The following is a 21,924-nucleotide window of genomic DNA, read 5'->3' as shown; positions in this document are numbered from 1 at the left end:
TTCAGCCGAAGCGGCGGGCGAGGCGGTGGAACGTCCCCGGCAGCGCACCCTGCAGCCGGGCGGGCGCGGTGAGCCACCTCGGGACGAACACCTCCGCCTCGCCGCGCTCCACGCCACGCACCAGCGCCCCGGCCACTTCTCGAGGGCCGACCATGCGCGGGAAACGGTGGTCGTAGCGGCGGCCGGCGAAGAACGGCGTGCGGACGGCGCCGGGGAACACCGTGGTCACGCCGATGTCCTCCTGGTGTCGCAGGCTCGCGGCGAAGGCCCGCAGGCCAGCCTTGGTCGCCGAGTAGACCTCCTCGCCGGGCACTCCCACGACCGCGATCGAGGCGACGAACACGATGTGCCCGCGCCGGCGCCGCAGTTCCGGGAGCGCCGCGCGGGTCAGCAGCATCGGCGCGGTCAGGTTCACCGCCGCGAGCTCAGCGATCCGTTCCGGCGGCATCGAGTCCAGGTCGCCCGCCCAGCCGATGCCCGCGCTGTGCACCAGCAGATCGACCTCGCGGGCGGCCGCGGCGACCCGGTCGAGCCCGGCCGGATCGGTCAGATCGGCGGGCACCGGTTCGCCGCCGGTTCGCGTGGCGACCTCGGCCAGCCGCTGCTCGTCGCGGCCGACCAGCACGACCCGGCACCCGCGGGAGCTCAGCTCGGCGGCGGTCGCCGCGCCGATGCCCGAGGACGCGCCCGTGACCAGCGCGGTCCGCCCGCGCACCGGCAGCCCCGCGGGCCCGCTCAGCCCCACGTCGGATCCGTCGCGTCGCGGTCGGCCTGCTCCATCGCGCGGCGCAGCTGCTCGCCACGGCGGGTCAGCACGATGATCCCGCCGACGATCACCACGACGGCGATGATCTCGCCGGCGAGGATCGCGGGGGAGGTCTCGATCCGCTCGCCCAGCCAGTTCACCCCGATCGCGGCCGCCACCAGCGGATCCACGGTGGTGATCACGGCCAGTGCCGGCGACATCAGCCTGCCCCGCTGGAAGGTCTGCTGGCTCAGCAGGAAGCCTATCGGCCCGATCACGCACACCGCGTACAGCGACCAGTGCTGGAACGGCTCGGCCAGGCCGCCGCTGCGGAAGTGCCCGGCCACGACCTTGATCAGCCCGGCGGTCACCCCGTACAGCACGCCGGTGGCCACGGCCATGCCGATCACCCCGACCTCGCCGGGCAACCAGCGCGCGGCCACCAGCGACAGCACCACGAGCAGCCCGAGCGCCAGCGCCAACGGCAGGATCGACGCACCGGTGAAGTCGCTGCCCTGCCCGGACGGGCGGCCCAGCACGAGGAACGCGGACAGCCCGCCCACGCAGGCCAGCCCGCCCAGCGCCAGCACCAGGTCCATCTTGCGGTGCGCCAGCCACGCCGCGAAGCCCGCGCCGAAGAGCACCGAGGTCACCAGCAACGGCTGCACCAGCACCAGCGGGCCGAAGGCCAGCGCCACCACCTGCAGCGACAGCCCGACGAGCACCGTGCCGATGCTGAGCACCCAGATCGGCTTGCGGACGAGGTCGAACAGCATGCGGGGGCTCAGCGTGCGCACCGCGGGCACCTGCTTGGTGACGCGGTGCTGGATCGCGCTGGCCAGCCCGAAGCTGGCCGCGCCGACGACCGCCGCCGGAACGGCGACGACCAGCACCGTGCCCTGCGTGCTCACCGCCGGGCTCCTCGCAGGTCGGCGAAGGCGTCGCGGAGGCGACCGGCGAGCGCGGCGGCTTTCGGGGCCAGCCCGGTGTCGGTGGTGATTCCGACGCCGAACCGGTCGCCCCAGCCGATCACCCCGACCGCCACACCCACGCCGTCGGCCAGCGACAGCACCGGCACCACGCCCGCGATCCGCAGCGGGCCGACGTGGGCGGGACGCCGCTGCCCCGGCAGCACGGAAACGACGGCGTTGAAGAAGCGACGCTGATAGATCTGCCGCACGACCCAAGCGTGCAGCGGCGCGGGCAGAACGCCAAGGGCGGCGAGCACGGCTCCGGCCGCGGCGGGCTGGCCGGTGCGGTCGGGCCCGGCGAGCCCGGCGGCGACCTCGGCGACGCGGCGAGCCGGCGGCATGGGCCCGACCGGCAGGTCGATCGACACCGAGGCGGTGTGGTTGCCGGGCGTGCCTGTGCCCGCGCCGCCTCGCGAGGTGCGGGCGGTGCGCGGCACCATGACCCGGAACCGCTGGCCCGGAGCGGTGTCGCCGAGCGTGCGGTGCAGTGCCTCGGCCACCACACCGAGCAGGAACGCGGTGCTGCTCACCCCGTGCGAGCGTGCGCTGGCGCGCACTTCGGCGGCCGGGAGCTCGATATCGGCGAACGACCGGTTCGGCGTGCTGGGCCCCACCAGGTGGCTGGCCGGCGCGGGCCCTGCACCGGCCAGGCTCACCAAACCGCGCAAGACCGTCCCGGCACGGCGATACCACGGCGGACCGTCTGCGCTCGGCGACGTCGCCGGCTGCGGGCCGTCGGCCAGCAGCCGCAGCAGGGTGCTGGTCACCGCGACGCCGTCGCCGAGCGCGTGATGCATCTTCGCCAGCAATGAGACGCGGCCGGTTTCGACGTCGTTGAGCAGCAGCAGTTCCCAGGGCTGCCGGTCGGTGCGCACCGGGGTGCTGAAGAACTCCTCGATGACCGGTTCCGCGGGCTGTCCGTCGCGCAGCTCGCGGCACCGCAGGTGATCGGCGTCCACATCGCCGTCGTGCGTCCACTGCGGCCGGCGTCCGCGACGCAGCACCAGGCGGCGGGTCAGCATCGGCAATCCCGGCGCGCGCTGGGCGATTCGGTGGCTGACCTCCTCGCAACCCTCGTGTGTGGACAGCCGCGGCCCGTCCAGCAGCAGGATCGCGCCGGTCTGCTGCGAGACGGCCGGAGTCGTGGCGTACACGAAGAAGGCGTCCTGCGGGCGCAGCGGCCGACGGCCGTGGTGGCGGGGCAGTCGCGCCAGCGCGGCCACCTGGTCGGCGAAGTCGGCGGCCTGGCTGTGCTTGAGCGCTCTGTCTTCCCGCTGCGCGAGCTCGTGCGGCTCGTTGGCCCACCGGCGCAGTGTCGCGGTCAGGTCGCGTTCCCGCGGGCACAGCTCGGCCAACTCGGCATCGGCCATCAGCTCGGCGTTCGCGCGCCCGTGCCCGGCGATCGGCTCGAACATCACCACGGCCCGGCCGCAGGCGAGCGCCTCCAGCGCCGTGGCGCCGCCGGCGTTGGTTACCACGACGTCCGCGGTGGCCAGCAAACCGGGCATTTCATCCACCCAGCCCAGCGGAACGATCCGGTCGTCCGCGCGCGCGGCGAACCGCCGCCGCAACGCCTCGTTGCGCCCGCAGATCACGACGACGCGATCGACACCGGCCCGGAGCGCGGCATCAGCCGCGCGCTCGACGGAGCCGAATCCGAGGGAGCCGCACGAGATCAGCACGGTGAAACCGGCCTCCGGCAACCCGAACGACCGCCGCGCCGCGGCCCGGTCCGCGGGCCGGAACGCCGGCACCACCGGCGGCACGCAGACCGCGCCCACGGCGTCCGGTTCGGCCCGCCGCATCGCCCGCAGGCTCGCCTCGCTCATCACGTAGTGCAGGTCGACCTCGGGATAGACCCAGAACGGATGCGGCGAGAAGTCCGAGACCACCGCGGCCACCGGCACGTCCAGCCCGCCCCGGCGGCGCAGCCAGTCGAGCCCGGCGGTGCCCAGTGGATAGGTCGAGACGATCAGGTCCGGGTCGTGCGCGGCGATGGCGCGGCGCAGCAGCCGCCCGCTCCACACGCCGACGAACCGGCGGGAGGCGTTGGCGAACCAGCGGTAGCGCCACAGCGAGTCGTAGAAGAAGTCGTAGAGCCACGGCGTGGATTCGACGTTGGTGACGTAGATCCAGTTGAACGTCGCGGGCACCCACCGGCCCATCGCGCGCAGGGCGTCCAGCCAGGCCACCTCGCACCCCGGCCACACCCGCCGGGCCGCCTCCTCGACGGCCCTGGCGGTCGCATTGTGCCCCTCGCCGATGGTGGCGCTGATCAGTAGCACTCGACGCGGCTGGACGGTCACCAGGCTCGATCCTTTCGCCCGACCCGTGCCTTCGCAGGCTAACGTGGTCGACCGGGATCGGCCGGTCCGATCAGTCCGCGGGCAGCAGCGGGCCGTGGCTGCCGACGAGCCGCACGGTGCCGTCGGCGAGTCGGTAGGAGAGCCCCGCCACCGCGCAGCGGCCCGCGGCGACCTCGTTGGCCAGCAGCGCGGAGCGCTCCAGCATCAGGTCGCCGGTGCGCTGGATGTGCACGTCCACGATGTCGTCGACCTCGGTGGCCCCGCCGGCGCGGGCGGCCAGGACGCTCGGCGTCACGCGCTCCACGACGTCGCGGATGTAGCCGTGCGGCGCGGTGCCTTCGATGCACGCCTCCCGCGCGGCCGTGACGGCGCCGCAGGAGTCGTGGCCGAGCACCACCACCAGGGGCGCGCCGAGCACGCCGACGCCGTATTCGATGCTGCCGAGCACCTCGGCGCCGATGACGTGCCCCGCCGTGCGGACCACGAACAGGTCGCCGAGGCCCTGGTCGAAGATGATCTCCGCGGCCAGCCGGGAGTCGGAGCAGCCGAAGAGGACCGCGAAGGGGCGCTGACCCGGCGCGAGGGAGGCGCGATAGTCGGCGTCCTGGTTCGGGTGCAGGCGCTCGTTCTCCACGAATCGCCGGTTGCCTTCCAGCATCACTTCGTAGGCCTGGGCGGGCGAAGAAGGTGGATTCGGCATGCGGAAACGCTAACGCACGTAGGTTCGAAACGACCCCGTCCGCGTACTCCGTATGGGCGACATCACTCCGATGTAACACCTGATACATTCTGGCCCGTGACAGATGAACAGCCGACGCGCTGGTTGGTTCTCGTGGTGCGGCTGCCCGCGCAACCGTCGCGGCACCGCGTGGCGGTGTGGCGGGAGCTGCGCCGGGTGGGGGCGCTCTCGCTGGGCCAGGGCACCTGGACGCTGCCGGACGTGCCCGGCGTCGCGGCCGGGGTGGCGCGGGCCATCGAGCTCGCCGAGCGCGGCTCCGGCGAGGTCGTCGTGCTGGCCGCCACCGGGCGCGGCGAGCCCGATTCGGCGCGCCTGGTGGAGATGTTCACGGCCGAGCGTCAGGAGGAGTGGGCGGAATTCCTGGCCGACTGCGGCAAGTTCGACGCCGAGATCGACAAGGAACTGCGCAACGCCAAGCTCACCATGGCCGAGCTCGAAGAGGAGGAGCAGAGCCTGGAGCGGCTGCGTCGCTGGCACCGCGACCTCAAGGCGCGCGACGTCTTCGGCGCCCCGGCGGCCGCCGAGGCCCAGCAGCGGTTGCAGCACTGCGCCGACCGGCTGGCCGACTACACCGAACAGGTTTTCCAGGCCCTGCACCAGATGTGACCGGATGCGCCACGGTGGACGACGAGGAGATGGTCGAATGTCCGGCTCCGAGCCGGTGACCGAACGCAGGGCCGGGCAGGTCCTCCCGCTGTACGCGGCCGGATTCGTCACGGCCTTCGGCGCGCACAGCATCGCCGCCGGGCTGGGCGCCTACACGGGCTTCGCCTCGCTGCTCGCGCTCGGCCTGCTGCTGGCCATCTACGACGGAGCCGAGGTGATCCTCAAGCCGGTCTTCGGCGCGGTCACCGACCGCATCGGCCCGCGCCCGGTGCTGATCGGCGGGCTGCTCGCGTTCGCGGCGGCCTCGGCGGCGTTCGTCCTCGCCGGTGACCCGGCTGCGGTCGGCCTCGCCCGCTTCGGCCAGGGCGCGGCTGCCGCCGCGTTCTCCCCGGCCGCCGGGACGCTGGTCGCCCGGCTGGCGCCGGACTCCCAGCACGGCCGCGCCTTCGGCGGCTACGGCGCCTGGAAGGGCCTCGGCTACGCCCTCGGCCCGGTGCTTGGCGGCGTCTTGATCACCTTCGGTGGGTTCGACCTGCTCTTCGGCGCGCTGGCGGCGCTCGCGCTCGCGGTTCTCGCCTGGGCGGTGCTCGTCGTGCCGAAGGTGCCGCCGCTGCCGCGGACCCGGCAGACCCTGCTCGACCTGGGCCGCCGGTTGACCGCGCCCGGCTTCCTGCGGCCGACGACGGCGCTGGCGGGTGCGACGGCCGCGTTGGCGGTGGGCGTCGGATTCCTGCCGGTGGTGGGGGCGGGCGGTGGGCTGGGCCCGCTGGCCACCGGTGCCGCGGTGTCGGTGCTCGCGACGACCGCAGCGCTGGTGCAGCCGTGGGTCGGCCGGGCGCGCGATGCGGGACGGTTGCCCGAGGTGCCCGGCATGGCCGGCGGGCTGGCGGTGGCGGCGGTCGGGTTGCTCGTGGCGACGGTCGTTCCCGGGCTGCTCGGGCTGCTCGTGGCTTCGGTCGCCATCGGCTTGGGCACCGGTGTCGTCACGCCGTTGGGCTTCGCGCACCTGGCGGCGTCGACGCCGCGGGAGCGGCTCGGTCAGACGATGGGCTCGGCGGAGGTCGGGCGCGAGCTGGGCGACGCGGGCGGCCCGCTGCTGGTCGGCGCGCTCGCCGCCGCGGCTTCCCTCTGGCTGGGTCTGGCCGGCCTGGCGGTGGTGTTGCTGGTGCTGGTCGCGGCCTTGTGGGCGGGCGCCTGGAGGCGTCGCTGAGGCCCGTTTTTGACCTCGCAACCAACGTCGCCGCGGCGTATCGTGGGCGAGCGGCGATTTGCTCCGGACCACGGCCGTCGGTGCTGGGGCTGTTGAGCGGTAGCCGCTGATCGAGGGATGGATGCTCGCTTGGTGTCCGGAGTCCGGCGGACGTGCCCCACGCGAACATCCGACAACCGGGGCGGGGCCGGTGTTGGTGGCCCCACCGGCTGGCGGTTTGTTCACTGGGGGTAGCCACCAGTCGAGCCGGTCGGTGGTGAGACGGGCGAGGGGGCCGCCTCACCACCGGCGTTCCCGCTACTCGGTTAGTTGACGCACGGGACGCCGTCGGCGGTGATCGGCTCCGCGCCGGAACCGGCGGTCTGCTGCCGGTGCGGGCCGTCGAGCCGCACGGCGCGAGGCGGCGCGAAACCCGGTGCGGCTGGCCCGTGGTAGTCGCTGCCGATGACCACCTGGACTCGGCCGCGGGACAGGGATTCGTCGGCCACGATCGGCAGGTCGCCGAGCAGCGATGCGATCCGTTCGGCGGAGTCGCCGCCGCCCGGGCCGTGGCGCACCACCGATTCCGTTCGGGCGGGCGTGTTGCCGACCTGACTCACCGGCACGCCCCGGTTGGCGAGTTCGGTGCGCACCCGCTGGGCCAGTCCCGATGTTTTCGTCGCGTTCAGCACGTCCACCGCCGCATCGGCTTCGGCGTCGGCGGTGGCGGGATCGATCGTGCTGCTGATCGCGGCCTTAACCTTGCGGGGATCGACCAGGATGGCGTCGCCGTCCTCCGGCGTCTCGTAATCGGCGTCCTCGATGGGAATCGTGGTGAACCGGACCGCGCCGCCTGCCAACCCGCGCAGCCGGTCGGCGAACGCGAGCACGTCCCAATCCCGGTCGAGCACCACGGATTCCTGCAGCGATCCGATCAGGTCGCGCAGCCGGGCGGGATTGGCCAGCACGCCGCCGGAGAGCACCGATTGCGTGAGCCCGGCGAGGAAGGCCTGCTGGCGCACCACGCGGTCCAGGTCGCCGCGCGGCAGGCCGTGCCGCTGCCGGACGAACGCGAGCGCGTCCGTGCCCGCGATCGTCTGCGGCCCGGCCGGGAAGTTCGCGCCGGAGTAGGCGTCCCGCGCGGGCGCCAGCAGGCACACCGGGACGCCGCCGACCGCCTCCGTGATCCGCGCGAAGCCGAGCAGGTTGACCTCGGCGTAGTGGTCGACCGACACGCCGGTCAGTTGCTCGACGGTGCGCACCAGCAGCTTCCGCCCGGCGTCGCCGCCCAGCCGCGCCAGCTCCGCGGGATCGGTGGTGCCGCGCTTGGTCTGCGCCGCGATGGCGGTCTCCTTGCCCCGGCCGTAGGCGGAATTGATCTTGTGGCGGCCGAATCCGGGAATCGGCACGAAGGCGTCGCGCGGGAAGGAGAAGCCGACCGCGCTGGAACCGTCGTTGGGGATGTGCAGCAGGATGATCGTGTCGGTCAGCGCCGCGTCGTTGGCTCCCGCGCGCAACTCGCGGAGCACGTTCTCGGGCAGCGGGTTGCCGTGCGCGTCGGTCCGGCTGTCCATGCCGACCAGCAGGACATCGGTCGCTCCGTCGGGGCCTGCCCCGTCGATCACATCGCTGGTCGCGAGGCCGTCGAGCAGGTGCCGGTAGTTGGACCACGCGTATCCCGTCACCACCAGGATCAGCACCGAAAGCACGGTCACCGCGGTGCGCGCGCCGGCGCGGGCACGCGCGGCCGACCGGCGGGCCTGCGGCCGGCGCGGCGCGGGGCGCGGGGCGCCGGGTTGGCGGGCGGCCGCTCGGGCGTTGCGGTGCGGTGGCGGCACGGTACCTCCGGCGGGTGCGCCCCTGGCGCTGCTCGAACCTCGGTGACCCCTCAAGCATCGCATTCGCCTGGGCATCCAGCAGATCATCCGATAGCGGATGATCTAGCGACGCAGGGTAACTAGCGCGTTCGTCCACTGCGGACGATTCGACAGGCCACAGTGGATCGCGGGTCAGTCCTCGGTCCCGCCGGAGGCCGGTTCGCTGGGTAGGTCGCCCTGCCGGATGCGGTAGACCTGCAGCGTCGTGTCGTAGTACTTGGCGGTTTCGCCGACCCACTCCATGCCGATGCGTTCGGCGGTGGCGATCGCGCGGGTGTTGTCCGGCCGGGCCAGCCCGAAGACCTCGTCGATGTCGAAGGTGAACGCCCAGCGCAGCAGCGCGGAGGCGGCCTCGGTGGCGTAACCGTGCCCCCACGCCTCGGGGCGCAGCTGCCAGGTGAGCTCCAGGTCGTGGTCGTACGGCGGCAGCATCCGCAGCACCAGGCCGCCGACCACCGCGTCGTCGGACCGGCGTTGCATCGCCCACCGGCCGGTGGGCGGCACCAGGCTGGGCTGCGACTCCGTCCAGGCCTGCACGACGGCGCGCATCGCGGCGAGGTCGGCGACGTTGGCGATCACCGGGGTGAGCCACTCGGTCACCTCGGGGCGGCCGTAGAGGGCGAGCGCGGCCTGTACGTCGGCGTCGCCGGTGGTCCAGTCGCGCACGATCAGGCGCTCGGTAGTCAAGGGAGGCTGCATGGCGGCCCTCGCCTTCGGCGACGCAGGGGAGAACGTTCCGATTCTAGTTCGCCGGATTCACCCGGGCGCATCGCGTTGATTTGGTCTATTTGTTCAGTGTCAATTGAAATTAATCTGCGGGGAATGACGCCGACTGCGGTGCGACGAGGTCGCGGCGGGCGGGTACGCCGGGTTCCGGTTCGACTGACCGGCCCGGTGGCCGGGTCAGTGGTCGGCCGGTAGCGGCGGCAGGGTGCCGGTGGAGTCGAAGTCCCAGTCGTGGGGTTCGCCGAGGGCGACCATGTCCGGGTGGTCGGCGACCTCCTGGGCGTAGGCCTCGGAGACCTCGATGCGGGGCATCGACAGGGTGTTGCGGATGCGCACCACCCGCGCCGGGCGGTCCTCGGTGCCGCGGGACATGTGCAGCGCCGCGATGATCGCGTCCCGGTCGTTGGCCAGCGCCATCGGGATCCGCGCTCCGTCGGGCACGCCGGAGGTCAGCGAGTTGGTGTAGAACGAGCCGAACTCGATCTGGTCCACGCAGCGCTGGGTGGTCACGTCCGCCATGCCCAGGCCGCAGGCGTTGCCGTTGGTGTGCTCGGTGAGGCCGAGCACCACGATCCGCTTGATCGGCACCGCCTCGAACTTGTCGGCGTTGACCGGGGCGCGGCCGGTGATGTTCGGGTCCATGCCGGCGCCGCTGATGTCCTTGCCGATCTCGTCGACGACCAGCACGTCGATGCCGGAGACCAGCAGCTTCGGCATCAGCCGCTTGGCCTCGACCAGCAGCTCCGCCTCGCGGGCCAGCAGCTTCTCGGTCGGCACCAGCTCGATCCGCGCGACGTGCTCGTAGGCGTTCTCCACCACGGCCATGCCGAACTCGATCGGCACCACGTCGAGCACGGCCTCGGCCACCTCTGGGATCAGCCGGTCGAACGCCTCGAAGCCGTGCGTGTGCAGGATCGTCGCGCCGCGGTGCTTGCCGAGGCCGATGGCGATCATCTTCGCCAGGCCGCTCTCGTGGGTGCCCCGGAAGTCGGTGTGCGGCTTGACCCGGCCGAGCACCACCACGCCGTCGGCCTGGGCGGCCTCGGCGTCGAAGTGCACCGGGGTGCCGTCGGGCAGCTCGGCGACCACGACCGTGTCCATGGACGACACCACCGGCGCGCCCACCGTCTCCTCGGTGATCCCGTACTCGGCCAGCACCTGTCGCTGGCCTTCGGCGGTGCCGCCGCCGTGGCTGCCCATCGCGGGCACCACGAACGGCTTCGCGCCGCAGCCCGTCAGGGCGTCGACCAGGGTGGCGACGATGCGGTCGATGCGCGCCACGCCGCGGCTGCCCGCGGTGATCGCGATCCGCTTGCCGGCGACCGGGTTCGCGCGGTCGTGCTCGGCGACCTGGTCGCGGATGGCGGCTTCGAGGTCCTCGACGGCCGCCGCGGCGAACCGCTGCTCGATCGGGATCATCCTGGGGAGTTCGATGTCGGCGCCGGCCAACCGGACATTTTCGACGTTGAACATGCGGCGATCCTTCTGCGCGTTGACCGGAGAGTGGTCTGAACAGTTGACCGCGATCTTCGCATGAGGGACAGCCCGGCGGAAGGGGCGAACCGTAGGCTGGACGAATGCCAGTGAAGCGCCCGAATCCCGGCTGGTGGCTGTACTACCAGTTCGGCGGCAGGCTCCCCGAGCGGTATCGCGAGTGGGTGCTGCGCGACGCCACCTGCAAGTCGTGGGTGCTGCGGGTGCTGATCCGGGGGCTGATCCAAATCGCGCCGCTGGGCGCGGTGCTGTTCGTCGGGTTCGGCGTGCTGGGCGGGTCGTGGCCGATCGCCGGCGGTGCGTTGCTGCTGGGCGTCCTCGTGGTGGCCCGCATCGTGCTGACCAGCGCGGTGGACAACGTCGACGCACGCCTCGCCCGCTACGGCTACCCGCCGGGCCACGGCTCCGCCGTCCGGCGGCAGCGCGATGCCGAGGCCGCCGAGCGCTACCGCGCCGTCTGGCGCCAGGCTCCGCCGGACTAGCCGGTGCTGCGTATCACCGCGACCGGGCACGGCGCGTGGTGCAGGACGCCGTTGGCGACCGAGCCGAGCAGCAGCCCGGCGAAGCCGCCGCGGCCGCGGTGACCGACCACCAGCAGTTGCGCCCGCCGGGCCGCTTCGCACAGCGTCGGGACCGGATGTTCGTTGGCCATCTCGCGGCGCACCGTGACGTCCGGGTAGTCGGCGCACCAGCCGGAGAGCTGTTCGGCGAGGTGCAGTTCGGCCCGGGTCTGGATCTCCTGGCGATCGGGCAGGGGATAGGTGCCGGCGGTGAAGTAGGCATCGGGCAGCGCCTGCACCGCGACGAGGCCGGTGTGCCGCCGGTTCGCGGCGCCGAAGGCGTAGTGCACCGCGAGGCGATTGGTCGCCGAGTTGTCGACGCCGACGACGACCGGGCCCGAGGCCGCTGCGTCGCCGCGCACCACGACGACCGGGCAGCGGGCGTGCGCGGTGACCGAGATGCTGATCCCGCCGAGCAGCGCGTCCCGGAACACGCCGTGCCCGCGAGATCCGACGACCACCAGCAGGGCGCCGTCCGAGCGCCGGACCAATTCTTCAGCCGGATGCCCGGTTGCGACCTCGTCGGTGATCGCGACATCGGGCAGCTCGCGGTGGCAGCGCTCGGCGACGTCGCGGGCCGCCTGCTTGGCGAAACCTTCCCGGGCCGGATCGTCGTTGACCACGACCAGGTGCACCGGAACGCCCAGCCGCACCGCCTCGGCCGTGGCCCACCGGGCGGCCTGCGCGGACGACTCCGAACCGTCGACCCCCACCACTACCGACTGCTTGGCCCTGGTCATCGCCAACCGCCTCCTCCGCACCACTGTGCGCATCCGCCGGTGACCGCGAGTAGGGCCGATGGGCCCGCGCCGCCCCGCCCGGGTCCGGGCCGACCAGCGCACTTAGTATCGATTGGTGTCCGATGAGCTGAGTCCCGCAGCGATCTTCCGCGCCGGAACCCGCCTGCGGCAGGTGATCCGCCGCACCCCGCTGGAAACGAGCAGCCGCCTGACCAGCGAACTTGGCGTCCCGGTGCGGCTCAAGCGGGAGGACCTGCAGGTCTGCCGTTCCTACAAGGTGCGCGGCGCGTACAACCTGATCTCCTCGCTGAGCCCGGCGGAGCGCGAGCGCGGGATCGTGTGCGCGAGCGCAGGCAACCACGCGCAGGGCGTGGCCTTCGCCTGCCGCGAGCTGAAGATCAAGGGCCGGGTGTACCTGCCGGCGAACACGCCCCGGCAGAAGCGGCGGCGGATCGCCGAGATCGGCGGCGAGTGGGTCGAGCCGGTGATCTCGGGCAGCTCCTTCGACGAGGCGAGCGCGGCGTCCAAGGAGGACAGCGAGCGCACCGGCGCGGTCTACGTGCATCCCTTCGACGATCCGCGGACCATCGCCGGTCAGGGCACGGTCGGCCTGGAGATCGCCGAGCAGCACGACGGCCCGATCGACACCGTGATCGTGCCGGTCGGCGGCGGCGGGCTGCTGGCGGGCGTGGTGCTGTGGCTCAAGGAGCACTTCCCCGAGGTCCGGGTGATCGGGGCCGAACCGGCCGGTGCGGCCAGCATGCGTGCCGCGCTGGACCACGGCGGGCCGGTCGCGCTGCCGTCGGTGGACACCTTCGTCGACGGTGCCGCGGTCGGGCGCGTCGGTGATACCGGATTCCGGGTGGTGCGGGAGCTGGTCGACGAGCTGGTGGCGGTGCCCGAGGGCGCGGTGTGCACCGAGATGATCGAGCTCTACCAGACCGAGGGGATCATCGCCGAGCCCGCCGGGGCGCTGGCCAGCGCGGCGGCCCGGATGCCGCTGGAGCGCCCGGCCCGGGGCCCGGTGGTGTGCGTGGTCTCCGGCGGCAACAACGACCTCAGCCGCTATGGCGAGGTCGTCGAGCGCTCGCTGGTGCACGAGGGGCTGCGGCACTACTTCCTGGTCACGTTCTCGCAGGAACCGGGCGCGTTGCGGCACTTCCTCGACGACGTGCTCGACGACGGCCAGGACATCGTCGCGTTCGAGTACGTGAAGAAGAACAACAGGGAGACCGGCCCGGCGCTGGTCGGCATCGAGCTCGACCGCGCCGACGAGCTCGACGGGCTGCTGAAGCGGATGAAGGAATCCCCGCTGCAGATCGAGCAAGTCTCACCGGGCTCCCCGCTGTTCTCATTCCTGGTCTAGAAATGAATTTTCCGGGACTCGTCTTGCTTTGCGGTGCGGGTAGCGGAACCTCAGACGCCGCCTGGACTGTGGGATCCCCGATTTGTGTATGACCAATACGCGGCATCGGGGCTGTCCTCGCCAGACGACGTCTGAGAACCCGCGGCGGTGCAAGTTGCTTGCGTGGGCTAAGCGGCTGCGCCGCTTCAAAGCAAAAGCCCGATTGAACGGCCGTCAATGAGAGCGGTTTCCGGCTCGCTTTGCTTGGTGATGGGGGTCAGGGCAGGTTCAGGACGAAATCGAAGGTGGCGATCTTGCCTTCCGGGCCGTCCTGGACCGCCATCAGCAGCGCCGGGTCGAAGATCTGGTCCCAGTTGTTGCCGGGCTCGCCGGGGAAGTACAGCTGCGTCGTGAGGATCGGCTGGTTGGGCGCCTGGGCCTTGACGTGGATGTGCCTGGTGCGGCCCGGGTACAGGCCGGCCACGATGGTGTCCAGCCGGTAGCGGCCCTCGGCGTCGGTGAACTGGTGGCCGCGCAGCGTGTAACCGGTGTTGTCGTACACGCCGGCGTTGTCGGCTTGCCAGAAGTCCAGCAGCACGTTCTGCAGCGGCTTGCACGAGAGGCTGTAGACGAAGCCGCTCACCACGAGTGGGGTGCCGGGCATGCCGGGTTCCCGCAGGTCGGCGCGCTCGGGCGAGTTGGGCTTGAAGTACGGGCCCTCCATCTGCTCGTGGGTCGGGCCGTCGCCGTCGTCGCACATCGGCGTCGGGGTCAGCGGCCCGGCGTCCGCGCGCGGCGCCCGCAGCACCTCTCCGGCCACCGCGGGTAGCGCCGCCGCCGTCACCAGGCCCGCCTTCAGGAACGTCGCGCGGCGGATGCGTCTCTCCTCGTCGGTCATGTTCCGACCTCCGTTTTCAAGTGGAACTTTATTGGTGTAAACCATTTCAGTTGGTTGTTCTTCGCATTTCGACCGCGAAAAGCATGAATCGGGCTCGGCAGAAAGCATTACGGCGCAAGGGAAAAGGCGGCGTTCGGGGTAAGCGCCGCTGAGGCGCCCGGCCGCGTCAGGCGCGCGCCGGGCCCCCGGGCGCCGTGGCCGGCAGGTGGATGGTGAAGGTGGTGCCGACGCCGAGGGTGCTGCGGACCGCGATGCGGCCGCCGTGCACGTTCACGAGGTGGTGGGTGATGGCCAGGCCGAGGCCGCTGCCGCCGCCGTACCGGTTGCGGGACTTCTCCGCCCGCCAGAAGCGGTCGAACACGTGCGGCAGGGCGGCCGCGTCGATGCCGACGCCGGTGTCGGCCACGTCGATGGCCACCTCGCCGCCCGCGCGTCGCGCCCACAACGTGACCCGGCCGCCGGATGGCGTGTAGCGCAACGCGTTCGACACCAGGTTGCCCAGCGCTTGCCGCAGCCGGGTCGGGTCGGCGGTGAGGTCGGGGTCGTCCTCGACGGTGACGACCAGCTCGACGCCGCCCGCATCGGCCCGACCCCGGTGCGCCGCGGCGACCTGCTCCAGCAGCGCGCCGACGTGCACGGGCTCGGGGTACACGCGGAGCTTCCCGGCATCGGCCAGCGCGAGGTCCTGCAGGTCGTCTATCAGGTGCTGCAGGAGCAAGGTCTCCTCCAGCAGCGAGGCCACCAGCGGTTGGTCCAGGGTGGCGACGCCGTCCTGCGAGGCCTCCAGCCAGCCGCGGACGTTCACCAGCGGCGTGCGCAGTTCGTGCGCGATGTCGCTGACCATCGTCTTGCGCTGCTGTTCGGTGCGCTCGACCTGCTCCGACATCGCGTTGAACGCGGCCGCCAGCTCGCCGATCTCGCCGCGCGCGCTCGTCCTCACCCGGGCCGACCGGTCGCCGCCGCCCATCCGCCGGGCCGCGGTGGTGATCGCGTCGATCGGGCGGACCAGACGGCTGGCGGCGAGCGCCGTCATGCCGACGGTCAGCACCAGCACCACCAGCGCGGTCCACGCGATCCGCGCAGTGCCCACAGTGGACAGATCGGTGGCGGCGGGATTCCCGCCGGGCTTGGTGATGAACAGGTGCGCGGCGGGGGAGACGTAGGAGCCGAGCTGTTCCCGGCGCCCGGAGTCCACGCAGCGCTTGGCGCCCGGATCGGTGCGGAGTTCCTCCGGTGAGGTCACCGCCGTCGACTGGGCGGGCAGCGGATCGAGCCCCTGCCGGGCCAGGCAGGCGTTGACCAGGGAGAGCAGTTCGGCGCTGGCCTTGCGCTCGGTTTCGGTCACCTCGCGGGGCGAGGAACACCGCGCAGGTGAGGCGGTGGGCTCGGCGGTGGTGGACGGCTCCGGCATGGGCGGCGTCGACGACTTCGGCACCCTTTCACCCGGGGTGAGCTGGACGACCGGGCGGCCGTTGGGGCGCTCGACGATCACGCCGTCGTCGCCGAGCCTCCGGAAGCAGTCCAGCTGCCGCTGCGCGGCCTTGCCCAGCTCGTCGCGCTCCGCGGCGGTCAGCCGGTACGGGCCGACGGCGCGCGGATCGATGCCCGCGGCCGCCGCATCGGGCTTGAGCACCTGGTCGACCGCGAGCGGATCCACCACCGCGGACGGGGTTTTCGGCAACTGGGCGTCGTGCGGCCCGCCGGAGTCGGCGATCGGCACCCGCGACGTGGTCGTCAAGGTGATGCGCCGCCCGGTCTGCGCGGACAGGTCGGTGACCACCTGCTGGACCCCGGTCCACTGCGGATTCGCCGCCGCGTAGCCGAGCAGCGAATCGTAGATCTTGGCGTCGGTGGCCAGGGTTTCGCCGAGTTCCTGGTTGATCGCCCCGCTGGTGCTCTGCGCGGCCAGCCACGCGGTGGCGCCGATGGAACAGCCGGCCACCACCACCGACATCGCCAGCAGCCGGGCGAGCAGGCTATGCCGGCGCGCCATCGGCGGAGCCGTCCTGGAGCTTGTAGCCGACGCCGTACACGGTGAGCAGGTGGATCGGCCGCCGGGGATCGGGTTCGAGCTTGCGGCGCAGGTTCATCACGTGCACGTCGATGGTGCGCTCGGTGATGAACTTGTCCATGCCGAAGGCCTGGCTGAGCAGCTGGCCGCGGGTGAAGACGCGGCCGGGCTCGGCGGCCAGCACCGCGAGCATCCGGAACTCCGCGGGAGTGCAGTCCAGCGGGGCGCCGCCGAGGGTGATCTCGTGGCGCTGCTGGTCCACCACCAGATCGCCGACGCGCAACGGCTGCTGGTCGTTGTCCTGGCTGCGGCGGACGCGGCGCAGGATCGCGCGGATGCGGGCGGCGAGCTGGCGCGGGCTGTAGGGCTTGGTCACGTAGTCGTCGGCGCCGAGGTCCAGCCCGAGCAGCACGTCCTCCTCCGTGGTCCGCGCGGTGAGCAGCACGATCGGGACGTCCGATTCGGTCCGCAGGATCCGGCACACGTCCAGGCCGTCGACCTTGGGCATCATCACGTCCAGCACGATCAGGTCGGGTTCGCGTCGTCGCGCCTCGTCGATCGCCGCGCGACCGTCGTGCACGACCACCACGCGGTGGTTGTCGTGCTCCAGATATCGCCGGATCAACTCGGCCTGCTTCGGATCGTCCTCGGCGACCAGTACCTGTGCGCTCACATCGCGCATTATCGCTTTCCGTTCGCGCGCCGGGTGATCCGCCACCGGACCTTGACCACTGCTGAACGGGATCTTCACATTTCGGCGACCGGTGGCGGAATCGAACAGGTTCTTCACATCGATCAGACGGGATCTTGAAAAGACCGCCGCATGCTGAGTTTCGTCCGGCACTCCGGACGAACAGTCGAATGGAAGGACGCGATCGATGAAGCTTGGTCGTACGTGCGCGGCAGCCGCCCTGCTCGGCGCGGCGGCGCTGCCGCTGGCGGCGCCCATCAGCTGGGCCGACGAGGCGGGCACCGCGCCGGTGCGCGAGCAGCAGGCCCCGGAAGCGACCCGGGCGGAGCAGCCGAAGGAGTCGACCCCGGCCGCGCCGGTGCCCGAGGCGACCCGGTCGGAGCAGCCGAAGGAGTCGACCCCGGCCGCGCCGGTGCCGGAGGTCAGCGGCGATCAGGTGCGGCAGCGCCCGGTGGGCGCGCCGGAAACCGGTGGTGGGCCGGTGGAGTCGGGCTTCGACCCGGCCGTTCTCGGTGGCGCCGCCGCGGCCGTCGCGGTCGTGGGTGGCGGGGCCGCGCTGGTGCTGCGCCGCCGGCGCGCGGGCGCGAACTGAGGCGCACCGCATGAGCGTGCATCCCCGAGCACGGGGGAGCCGGGGTGGCCGCGGAACTGTCGCGGCCGCCCTGGTCCTCGCGGCCCTGGCGCTTTCCGGTTGTTCCTCGGGCGGCCAGCCCATCGATCTCGCCTCGCCCGCTTCGGCGCCGGTGCAGGCATCGTCGTCGTTGCCGCGATCGGAACCGGCGTGGATCGAGATCCCGCGGATCGGCGCGCGGTCGTCGCTCGTCCCGTTGGGGCTCAACCCGGACCGGACGATCGCCGTCCCGTCCGTTCATCAGCCGATGCAGGCCGGTTGGTACGAGTACGGCCCCACACCGGGCGAAACGGGACCGGCGGTGGTCCTCGGGCACGTCAACGGCGACGGCAAGGACGGGATCTTCGCTCGGCTGCGCGAATTGCGGCCCGGCGACGAGATCCTCATCGGCCGCCAGGACGGGCAGGTCGCCAGGTTCGTCGTCGATCGCATGGCGCAGCCGCCGAAGACCGGGTTCCCCGCCGACGAGGTGTACGGCGACACCGCGGGCCCGGAGTTGCGGCTGATCACCTGCGGCGGCTCGTTCGACCACACCGCCCGCAGCTACCGCGACAACATCATCGCCTTCGCCGCCCTGACCGGAGAGGTCCACTAAGGACAGTCTATTTCGGTCACGACGACTGGATCCCGGTGCTCAGGAGCATTGCGACGTCGAGCAGGGCGACGAGGACGACCGCGTGGAACGCGATGCGGGAGCCGGGGCGGCGGCCCAGCAGGAGACCGGCACCGAGCACGGCCGCCGCCAGCGGCAACACCACCCAGCTGGAAACGCCCGCCAGCACCGCCGACGCGGCCAGGACCAGGCAGGCCGCCACCGCAGTGCTTTTCGCCGCGCCGAGGCGGTGCGGCAGGCCGCGGACGCCGGTGGCAGCGTCGTCGGCGAGATCCGGCAACGCGTTCACGAAGTGCGCGGCCGAACCGAGCAGCGCCGCGGCGAGCATGAGCCGGACCGGCGGCCCGGTGCCGCCCAACGCCACGAACGCGGGCAGCAGCCCGAACGACAAGGCATACGGCAGCACCGAAAGCGGGCCTGCCTTCAAACCGAGGTCGTAGGCCCACGCCGACACCAGCGCGACGAAGTGGGCAGCCGTCGCGGCGACGCCGAACGGCAGCGACAGCACCACGGCCGCGGGCGCCGACATCAGCACCGCGATCAGCACCGATCGCCGCGAGACCTCCCCGGCCGCCACCGGCTTGCCGCGCCGCCGGACCCGGGCATCCCGGTCGGCGTCCACCAGGTCGTTGAGCCACCCGACGGACAGCTGCCCGGCCAGCACCGCCGCCGCCGTCAGGAGCACACCGCCCGCGTCGCGCCCGATGGTGACCGCGAGCCCGGCGGCGATCGCGGTGACCGCCAGCGCCGGCCCCGGATGCGAGGCCCGGAGCAGCGAGGACGCCGTTGCGAAATGCCGCACCCGGCCGAGTGTGCCAGCCTGGAGCGCATGGCACGCTCCGGACGGACCGTGCGGCGCAACGATCCTTTGCTGTACGAGGTTCTCGCCGACCAGTGGTGGCAGCCGCGTGGCGTCTTCGCGATGTTGCACTGGCTTGCCGCCGCGCGCGGCGCACTGGTGCCCACCGCCGCGCGAACCGGCGCGGTGCTGGCGGATCTCGGCTGCGGCGCGGGCCTGCTTGCCCCGCACGTGGCGGGCAAGGGATACCGGCACATCGGCGTGGACCGGTCGCGGACCGCGTTGCGGCAGGCCGCCGAGCACGGTGTGCAGCCCGTCGTCGGCGACGTCCTCGCGGTTCCGCTGCCGGACGGGTGCGCGGACTGCGTGGTGGCCGGGGAGGTGCTGGAACACGTGACCGATCTGCCTGTCGCGGTGGCGGAGGCCTGCCGGGTGCTGCGGGCCGGAGGCCTGCTGGTGCTGGACACGCTGGCGGCCACGACCCTGTGCCGGGTGGTGGCGATCGGGATCGCCGAACGCGTGCCGCACGTGGCGGTGCGCGGCGTGCACGATCCCGCGCTGCTGGTCGACCGCGCCGAGCTGATCGCCGAGGCGGCCCGGCACGGCGTCGCGTTGCGGCTGCGCGGTGTGCGCCCGTCGCTGCTCGACCTGCTGACCTGGGCCGCCGGCCGCGAGGGAAACGTTCGGATGCTCCCGTTCGCCTCGACCGCCGTGCTGTTCCAGGGCATCGGCCGGAAGAAGGGGTGAAAGCCGTTGTCGCTGTCCTTGGAACCGTCTTCGCCTGCCGCCGCGCACGAGGCGGCGTGCGACCTGGTGCCGCGCATCGCCGCGCGCGCCGGGCACTACGACGCCGAAGGTGCCTTTCCCCGCGAGGATTTCGCCGATCTGCGCGGCCGCGGGCTGCTGGGCCTCATGGTTCCAGTGGAACTCGGTGGGTTCGGCGCCTCGTTCGCCGATTACGCCGCGGTCGCGACCGAATTGGCCGGTGGCGCCGGTTCGACGGCGCTGATCTTCAACATGCACGCCTCCGTCACCGGAGCCCTCGCGCACACGCCGGAAGAACTGCTGCGGCAGCTGGGCGCATCGGAGAGCTGCTTCGCCGCGCGGGATCGGCTGCTCGCCGCGGCCGCCGATGGCGCGCTCTACTCGGTGGCGATGAGCGAACGCGGCACGGGCTCGCGGCTTTCGCGCACTGCCACGGTGTTTCGCCACCGCGACGGCGGGTACCGGATCACCGGCAGCAAGGCGTTCGTCTCCGGTGCCGGCCACGCCGACGCGTACCTGGTCACCGCCAAGGATGCCGACGCCGCCGAGCCGAAGGTGTCCTACTTCCTGGTGCCGGCCGGCGAGGGCATCCGGGTGGAGCCGACCTGGGATTCGCTGGGCATGCGCGCCACCGGAAGCCACGACGTGCATTTCGAGGTGTCGGTGGGCGCCGATGCGCTGCTGGGCGGGATCGAGGGCATCACGCTGCTGGTGGCGCAGGTGATGCCGCAATGGCTCGTCGCGTCGTACGCCGCCGTCTACGTGGGCGTGGCGCGGTCGGCGCTGCGCGAAGGCGGCGCGCACCTGCGCGAACGCGGGCTGCACACCCTGCCGTCCGTGCGTTCCCGGATGGGGCGGGCGGATGCGGCGGTTGCCGCGGCCGACGCCGTGGTGCGGGAGGCGGCTCGACGGGTGGCGCAGCGGCCGGGGGAGCCGGAGACGAACCGCTGGGTGTGGCGGGCGAAGCTGGTCGCAGGCGACACCGCCGCCGCGGTGGCCTCGTCGGTGCTGGAAGCGGCCGGGGCGTCGGCGACGCGGCGCGGCCATCCGCTGGAGCGGATCTACCGCGATGCCCGCTGCGGCGCGCTGCAGCCGGCGACCTCCGACGTCTGCGCCGACTGGCTCGGGGTGGCCGCGCTCGGCGGCGATCCCGACGATGAGACCGAGTCGCCCCGTTGGTGACGCCGTTGATCGCCGGACTCGGATCGGCGCTGCCGGACACCGCCGAGCAGCAATCGCTGTGGGACGGCTTCTTCCAGGAACACTTCCGCGGCAGCCGCCTCGCCCGGCGGGTGTTCGCCGGCTCCGGGGTGCGGCGCAGGCACACCGTGGCCAATCCGATCAAGGAGGACCTCTCCGGCTGGTCCACCGCGGCCCGGATGCGCCGCTTCGACGACGAGGCCCCGCGGCTGGGGCACCAGGCGGTCGCCGCCGCGCTGGCCGACGCCGGCATCGGTGTCGACGAGGTCGGTCTGCTCACCGTCGCCACCTGCACCGGCTACGGCACACCTGGCCTGGACATCAAGCTCGCCGATTCCCTCGGGCTGCGCCCCGACCTGCGGCGGCTGTTCGTCGGGCACATGGGTTGCTACGCGGCCCTGCCCGCGCTGGGCTGCGTAGCGGATTTCGTCGCGGCGCACGGCCGGGCGGCGGTGCTGCTGTGCCTGGAGCTGACCTCCCTGCACATCCAGCCGCCGACCGACGATCCGCAGCAGGTCGTCTCCCACGCGCTCTTCGGCGACGCGGCGGTGGCGGCGGTCCTGCATCCGGCGGCGGCGGGCCTCGCGGTCGTCGACATCGCCTCCTTCACCGACGCCACCGCGAGCGCGCACATGACCTGGGACATCACCGATCTCGGCTTCCGGATGGGGCTTTCACCGCAGGTGCCGGCCGTGCTGGCCCGGCACCTCGGCGCGGTGCTCGACGACCTGCTCGGCCGCAACGGCTTGCGGCGGGCCGACATCCGAGGCTGGGCGGTGCACCCGGGCGGCCCGCGCATCCTCGACACCGTGGCGGACACCCTCGACCTGCCGCCCGCCGCGCTGCAACCGTCGCGCGAGGTTCTCGCCGAACACGGCAACTGCTCGTCCGCGACGCTGCTGCTGGTCCTGGAGGAGCTCCTGGCCGGCGGGCTCCGCTCCGGAAACCACGTCGTGGCGCTGGCCTTCGGCCCCGGGCTGACGCTTTACGCCGCGCTGCTGAAAGCCATCATGTAGAC

The 21,924-nt window shown here is 72.5% G+C and carries 21 protein-coding genes; 9 read left to right on the top strand and 12 right to left on the bottom strand.

What is annotated here, in order from left to right; all coding sequences use genetic code 11:
* Position 1: 1 nt before the first annotated feature.
* The 4 genes from AB0I53_RS24175 to AB0I53_RS24160 form a co-directional block, all read right to left on the bottom strand.
* Positions 2–745, bottom strand: coding sequence for an SDR family NAD(P)-dependent oxidoreductase (locus AB0I53_RS24175; RefSeq protein ID WP_358607022.1), 744 nt, complete (start codon positions 743–745; stop codon positions 2–4).
* Positions 736–1,656, bottom strand: a complete 921-nt coding sequence (locus AB0I53_RS24170; protein ID WP_358607019.1) for a DMT family transporter — start codon at positions 1,654–1,656, stop codon at positions 736–738. Before AB0I53_RS24170 ends, AB0I53_RS24175 begins: the two co-directional genes overlap by 10 nt.
* Positions 1,653–4,022 carry a wax ester/triacylglycerol synthase domain-containing protein gene (locus AB0I53_RS24165; RefSeq protein ID WP_358607016.1) on the bottom strand — a complete coding sequence of 790 codons (2,370 nt, stop codon included), beginning with the start codon at positions 4,020–4,022 and terminating at the stop codon, positions 1,653–1,655. The genes AB0I53_RS24170 and AB0I53_RS24165 overlap by 4 nt, the downstream gene beginning before the upstream one ends.
* 70 nt (positions 4,023–4,092) lie before the next feature.
* Positions 4,093–4,722 carry a carbonic anhydrase gene (locus AB0I53_RS24160; RefSeq protein ID WP_358607013.1) on the bottom strand — a complete coding sequence of 210 codons (630 nt, stop codon included), beginning with the start codon at positions 4,720–4,722 and terminating at the stop codon, positions 4,093–4,095.
* 96 nt (positions 4,723–4,818) lie between these two features.
* On the opposite strand from AB0I53_RS24160, the gene AB0I53_RS24155 reads away from it, so the two are divergent.
* Together AB0I53_RS24155 and AB0I53_RS24150 are read left to right on the top strand one after the other, a co-directional pair.
* Entirely contained in the window at positions 4,819–5,367 is a 549-nt protein-coding gene (locus AB0I53_RS24155; RefSeq protein ID WP_358607010.1) for a Chromate resistance protein ChrB, read from the top strand.
* Between the two features lie 37 nt (positions 5,368–5,404).
* A complete protein-coding gene (locus AB0I53_RS24150; protein WP_358607007.1) occupies positions 5,405–6,577 on the top strand; it encodes an MFS transporter in 1,173 nt (390 codons plus the stop codon).
* Between the two features lie 305 nt (positions 6,578–6,882).
* Here AB0I53_RS24150 and AB0I53_RS24145 read toward each other — a convergent pair whose 3' ends face one another.
* From AB0I53_RS24145 to AB0I53_RS24135, 3 genes are all read right to left on the bottom strand, one after another.
* The gene (locus AB0I53_RS24145; RefSeq protein ID WP_358607004.1) at positions 6,883–8,394 is read right to left on the bottom strand and encodes an LCP family protein; all 1,512 of its coding nucleotides are present in this window, start codon (positions 8,392–8,394) and stop codon (positions 6,883–6,885) included.
* 171 nt (positions 8,395–8,565) lie between these two features.
* A complete protein-coding gene (locus AB0I53_RS24140) occupies positions 8,566–9,132 on the bottom strand; it encodes a GNAT family N-acetyltransferase (RefSeq protein WP_358607001.1) in 567 nt (188 codons plus the stop codon).
* A gap of 204 nt (positions 9,133–9,336) precedes the next feature.
* Positions 9,337–10,632: a lactate racemase domain-containing protein gene (locus AB0I53_RS24135; RefSeq protein ID WP_358606998.1), complete on the bottom strand. Its 1,296-nt coding sequence runs from the start codon at positions 10,630–10,632 to the stop codon at positions 9,337–9,339.
* A 104-nt stretch (positions 10,633–10,736) separates the two neighbouring features.
* Between AB0I53_RS24135 and AB0I53_RS24130 the strand changes: the two genes are divergently transcribed.
* On the top strand, positions 10,737–11,135 hold the full coding sequence (locus AB0I53_RS24130; RefSeq protein WP_358606995.1) for a DUF5313 family protein: 399 nt from the start codon (positions 10,737–10,739) through the stop codon (positions 11,133–11,135).
* On the opposite strand, the gene AB0I53_RS24125 is transcribed toward AB0I53_RS24130, so the two are convergent.
* Positions 11,132–11,953: a universal stress protein gene (locus tag AB0I53_RS24125; RefSeq protein ID WP_358606992.1), complete on the bottom strand. Its 822-nt coding sequence runs from the start codon at positions 11,951–11,953 to the stop codon at positions 11,132–11,134. The two genes, AB0I53_RS24130 and AB0I53_RS24125, sit on opposite strands and share 4 nt — an antisense overlap.
* Positions 11,954–12,065: 112 nt before the next feature.
* Here AB0I53_RS24125 and ilvA point away from each other — a divergent pair, with 112 nt between their 5' ends.
* A complete protein-coding gene (gene ilvA, locus AB0I53_RS24120) occupies positions 12,066–13,319 on the top strand; it encodes a threonine ammonia-lyase IlvA (RefSeq protein WP_358606989.1) in 1,254 nt (417 codons plus the stop codon).
* A 256-nt stretch (positions 13,320–13,575) separates the two neighbouring features.
* On the opposite strand, the gene AB0I53_RS24115 is transcribed toward ilvA, so the two are convergent.
* The 3 genes from AB0I53_RS24115 to AB0I53_RS24105 all read right to left on the bottom strand — a co-directional run bounded on the left by AB0I53_RS24115 (position 13,576) and on the right by AB0I53_RS24105 (position 16,880).
* Positions 13,576–14,196 (bottom strand): dioxygenase, encoded by a 621-nt coding sequence (locus AB0I53_RS24115; RefSeq protein ID WP_358606987.1) that lies wholly within the window; start codon positions 14,194–14,196, stop codon positions 13,576–13,578.
* A 166-nt stretch (positions 14,197–14,362) separates the two neighbouring features.
* Positions 14,363–16,189, bottom strand: coding sequence for an ATP-binding protein (locus AB0I53_RS24110; RefSeq protein WP_358606984.1), 1,827 nt, complete (start codon positions 16,187–16,189; stop codon positions 14,363–14,365).
* Positions 16,173–16,880: a response regulator transcription factor gene (locus AB0I53_RS24105; RefSeq protein WP_358606981.1), complete on the bottom strand. Its 708-nt coding sequence runs from the start codon at positions 16,878–16,880 to the stop codon at positions 16,173–16,175. Before AB0I53_RS24105 ends, AB0I53_RS24110 begins: the two co-directional genes overlap by 17 nt.
* A 205-nt stretch (positions 16,881–17,085) precedes the next feature.
* Here AB0I53_RS24105 and AB0I53_RS24100 point away from each other — a divergent pair, with 205 nt between their 5' ends.
* Entirely contained in the window at positions 17,086–17,490 is a 405-nt protein-coding gene (locus AB0I53_RS24100; protein ID WP_358606978.1) for a hypothetical protein, read from the top strand.
* 10 nt (positions 17,491–17,500) lie between these two features.
* Positions 17,501–18,124, top strand: coding sequence for a class F sortase (locus tag AB0I53_RS24095; RefSeq protein ID WP_358606975.1), 624 nt, complete (start codon positions 17,501–17,503; stop codon positions 18,122–18,124).
* 16 nt (positions 18,125–18,140) lie between these two features.
* Here the strand turns inward: AB0I53_RS24095 and AB0I53_RS24090 are convergent, their stop codons facing one another.
* Positions 18,141–18,944, bottom strand: a complete 804-nt coding sequence (locus AB0I53_RS24090) for a UbiA family prenyltransferase (protein WP_358606972.1) — start codon at positions 18,942–18,944, stop codon at positions 18,141–18,143.
* Between the two features lie 27 nt (positions 18,945–18,971).
* Here AB0I53_RS24090 and AB0I53_RS24085 point away from each other — a divergent pair, with 27 nt between their 5' ends.
* Genes AB0I53_RS24085 through AB0I53_RS24075 form a run of 3 tightly spaced genes read left to right on the top strand, consistent with a single transcriptional unit; the run spans position 18,972 to position 21,922 of the window.
* Complete coding sequence (locus AB0I53_RS24085) at positions 18,972–19,688, top strand: methyltransferase domain-containing protein (RefSeq protein ID WP_358606969.1); 717 nt, start codon at positions 18,972–18,974, stop codon at positions 19,686–19,688.
* Positions 19,689–19,694: 6 nt separating this feature from the next.
* Positions 19,695–20,888 carry an acyl-CoA dehydrogenase family protein gene (locus AB0I53_RS24080; RefSeq protein ID WP_358606966.1) on the top strand — a complete coding sequence of 398 codons (1,194 nt, stop codon included), beginning with the start codon at positions 19,695–19,697 and terminating at the stop codon, positions 20,886–20,888.
* Positions 20,885–21,922 (top strand): 3-oxoacyl-[acyl-carrier-protein] synthase III C-terminal domain-containing protein, encoded by a 1,038-nt coding sequence (locus AB0I53_RS24075; protein ID WP_358607091.1) that lies wholly within the window; start codon positions 20,885–20,887, stop codon positions 21,920–21,922. Before AB0I53_RS24080 ends, AB0I53_RS24075 begins: the two co-directional genes overlap by 4 nt.
* The last annotated feature ends 2 nt before the right edge of the window (positions 21,923–21,924 follow it).

It is taken from the genome of Saccharopolyspora sp. NPDC050389, from assembly GCF_040655595.1.
In the GTDB taxonomy this organism is placed as follows: domain Bacteria; phylum Actinomycetota; class Actinomycetes; order Mycobacteriales; family Pseudonocardiaceae; genus Saccharopolyspora.
The sequence above is the reverse complement of the archived record's forward strand: the minus strand, read 5'-3'. Positions and strand labels throughout refer to the sequence as shown.

Bases quoted from the DNA above. Each gene is read 5' to 3' on its own strand.
- AB0I53_RS24100 (WP_358606978.1), top strand. From the start codon at position 17,086: ATGAAGCTTGGTCGTACGTGCGCGGCAGCCGCCCTGCTCGGCGCGGCG.
- AB0I53_RS24085 (WP_358606969.1), top strand. From the start codon at position 18,972: ATGGCACGCTCCGGACGGACCGTGCGGCGCAACGATCCTTTGCTGTAC.
- AB0I53_RS24095 (WP_358606975.1), top strand. From the start codon at position 17,501: ATGAGCGTGCATCCCCGAGCACGGGGGAGCCGGGGTGGCCGCGGAACT.
- AB0I53_RS24130 (WP_358606995.1), top strand. From the start codon at position 10,737: ATGCCAGTGAAGCGCCCGAATCCCGGCTGGTGGCTGTACTACCAGTTC.
- AB0I53_RS24115 (WP_358606987.1), bottom strand. From the start codon at position 14,196: ATGACCGACGAGGAGAGACGCATCCGCCGCGCGACGTTCCTGAAGGCG.
- AB0I53_RS24110 (WP_358606984.1), bottom strand. From the start codon at position 16,189: ATGGCGCGCCGGCATAGCCTGCTCGCCCGGCTGCTGGCGATGTCGGTG.
- AB0I53_RS24160 (WP_358607013.1), bottom strand. From the start codon at position 4,722: ATGCCGAATCCACCTTCTTCGCCCGCCCAGGCCTACGAAGTGATGCTG.
- AB0I53_RS24140 (WP_358607001.1), bottom strand. From the start codon at position 9,132: ATGCAGCCTCCCTTGACTACCGAGCGCCTGATCGTGCGCGACTGGACC.
- AB0I53_RS24125 (WP_358606992.1), bottom strand. From the start codon at position 11,953: ATGACCAGGGCCAAGCAGTCGGTAGTGGTGGGGGTCGACGGTTCGGAG.
- AB0I53_RS24150 (WP_358607007.1), top strand. From the start codon at position 5,405: ATGTCCGGCTCCGAGCCGGTGACCGAACGCAGGGCCGGGCAGGTCCTC.
- AB0I53_RS24135 (WP_358606998.1), bottom strand. From the start codon at position 10,632: ATGTTCAACGTCGAAAATGTCCGGTTGGCCGGCGCCGACATCGAACTC.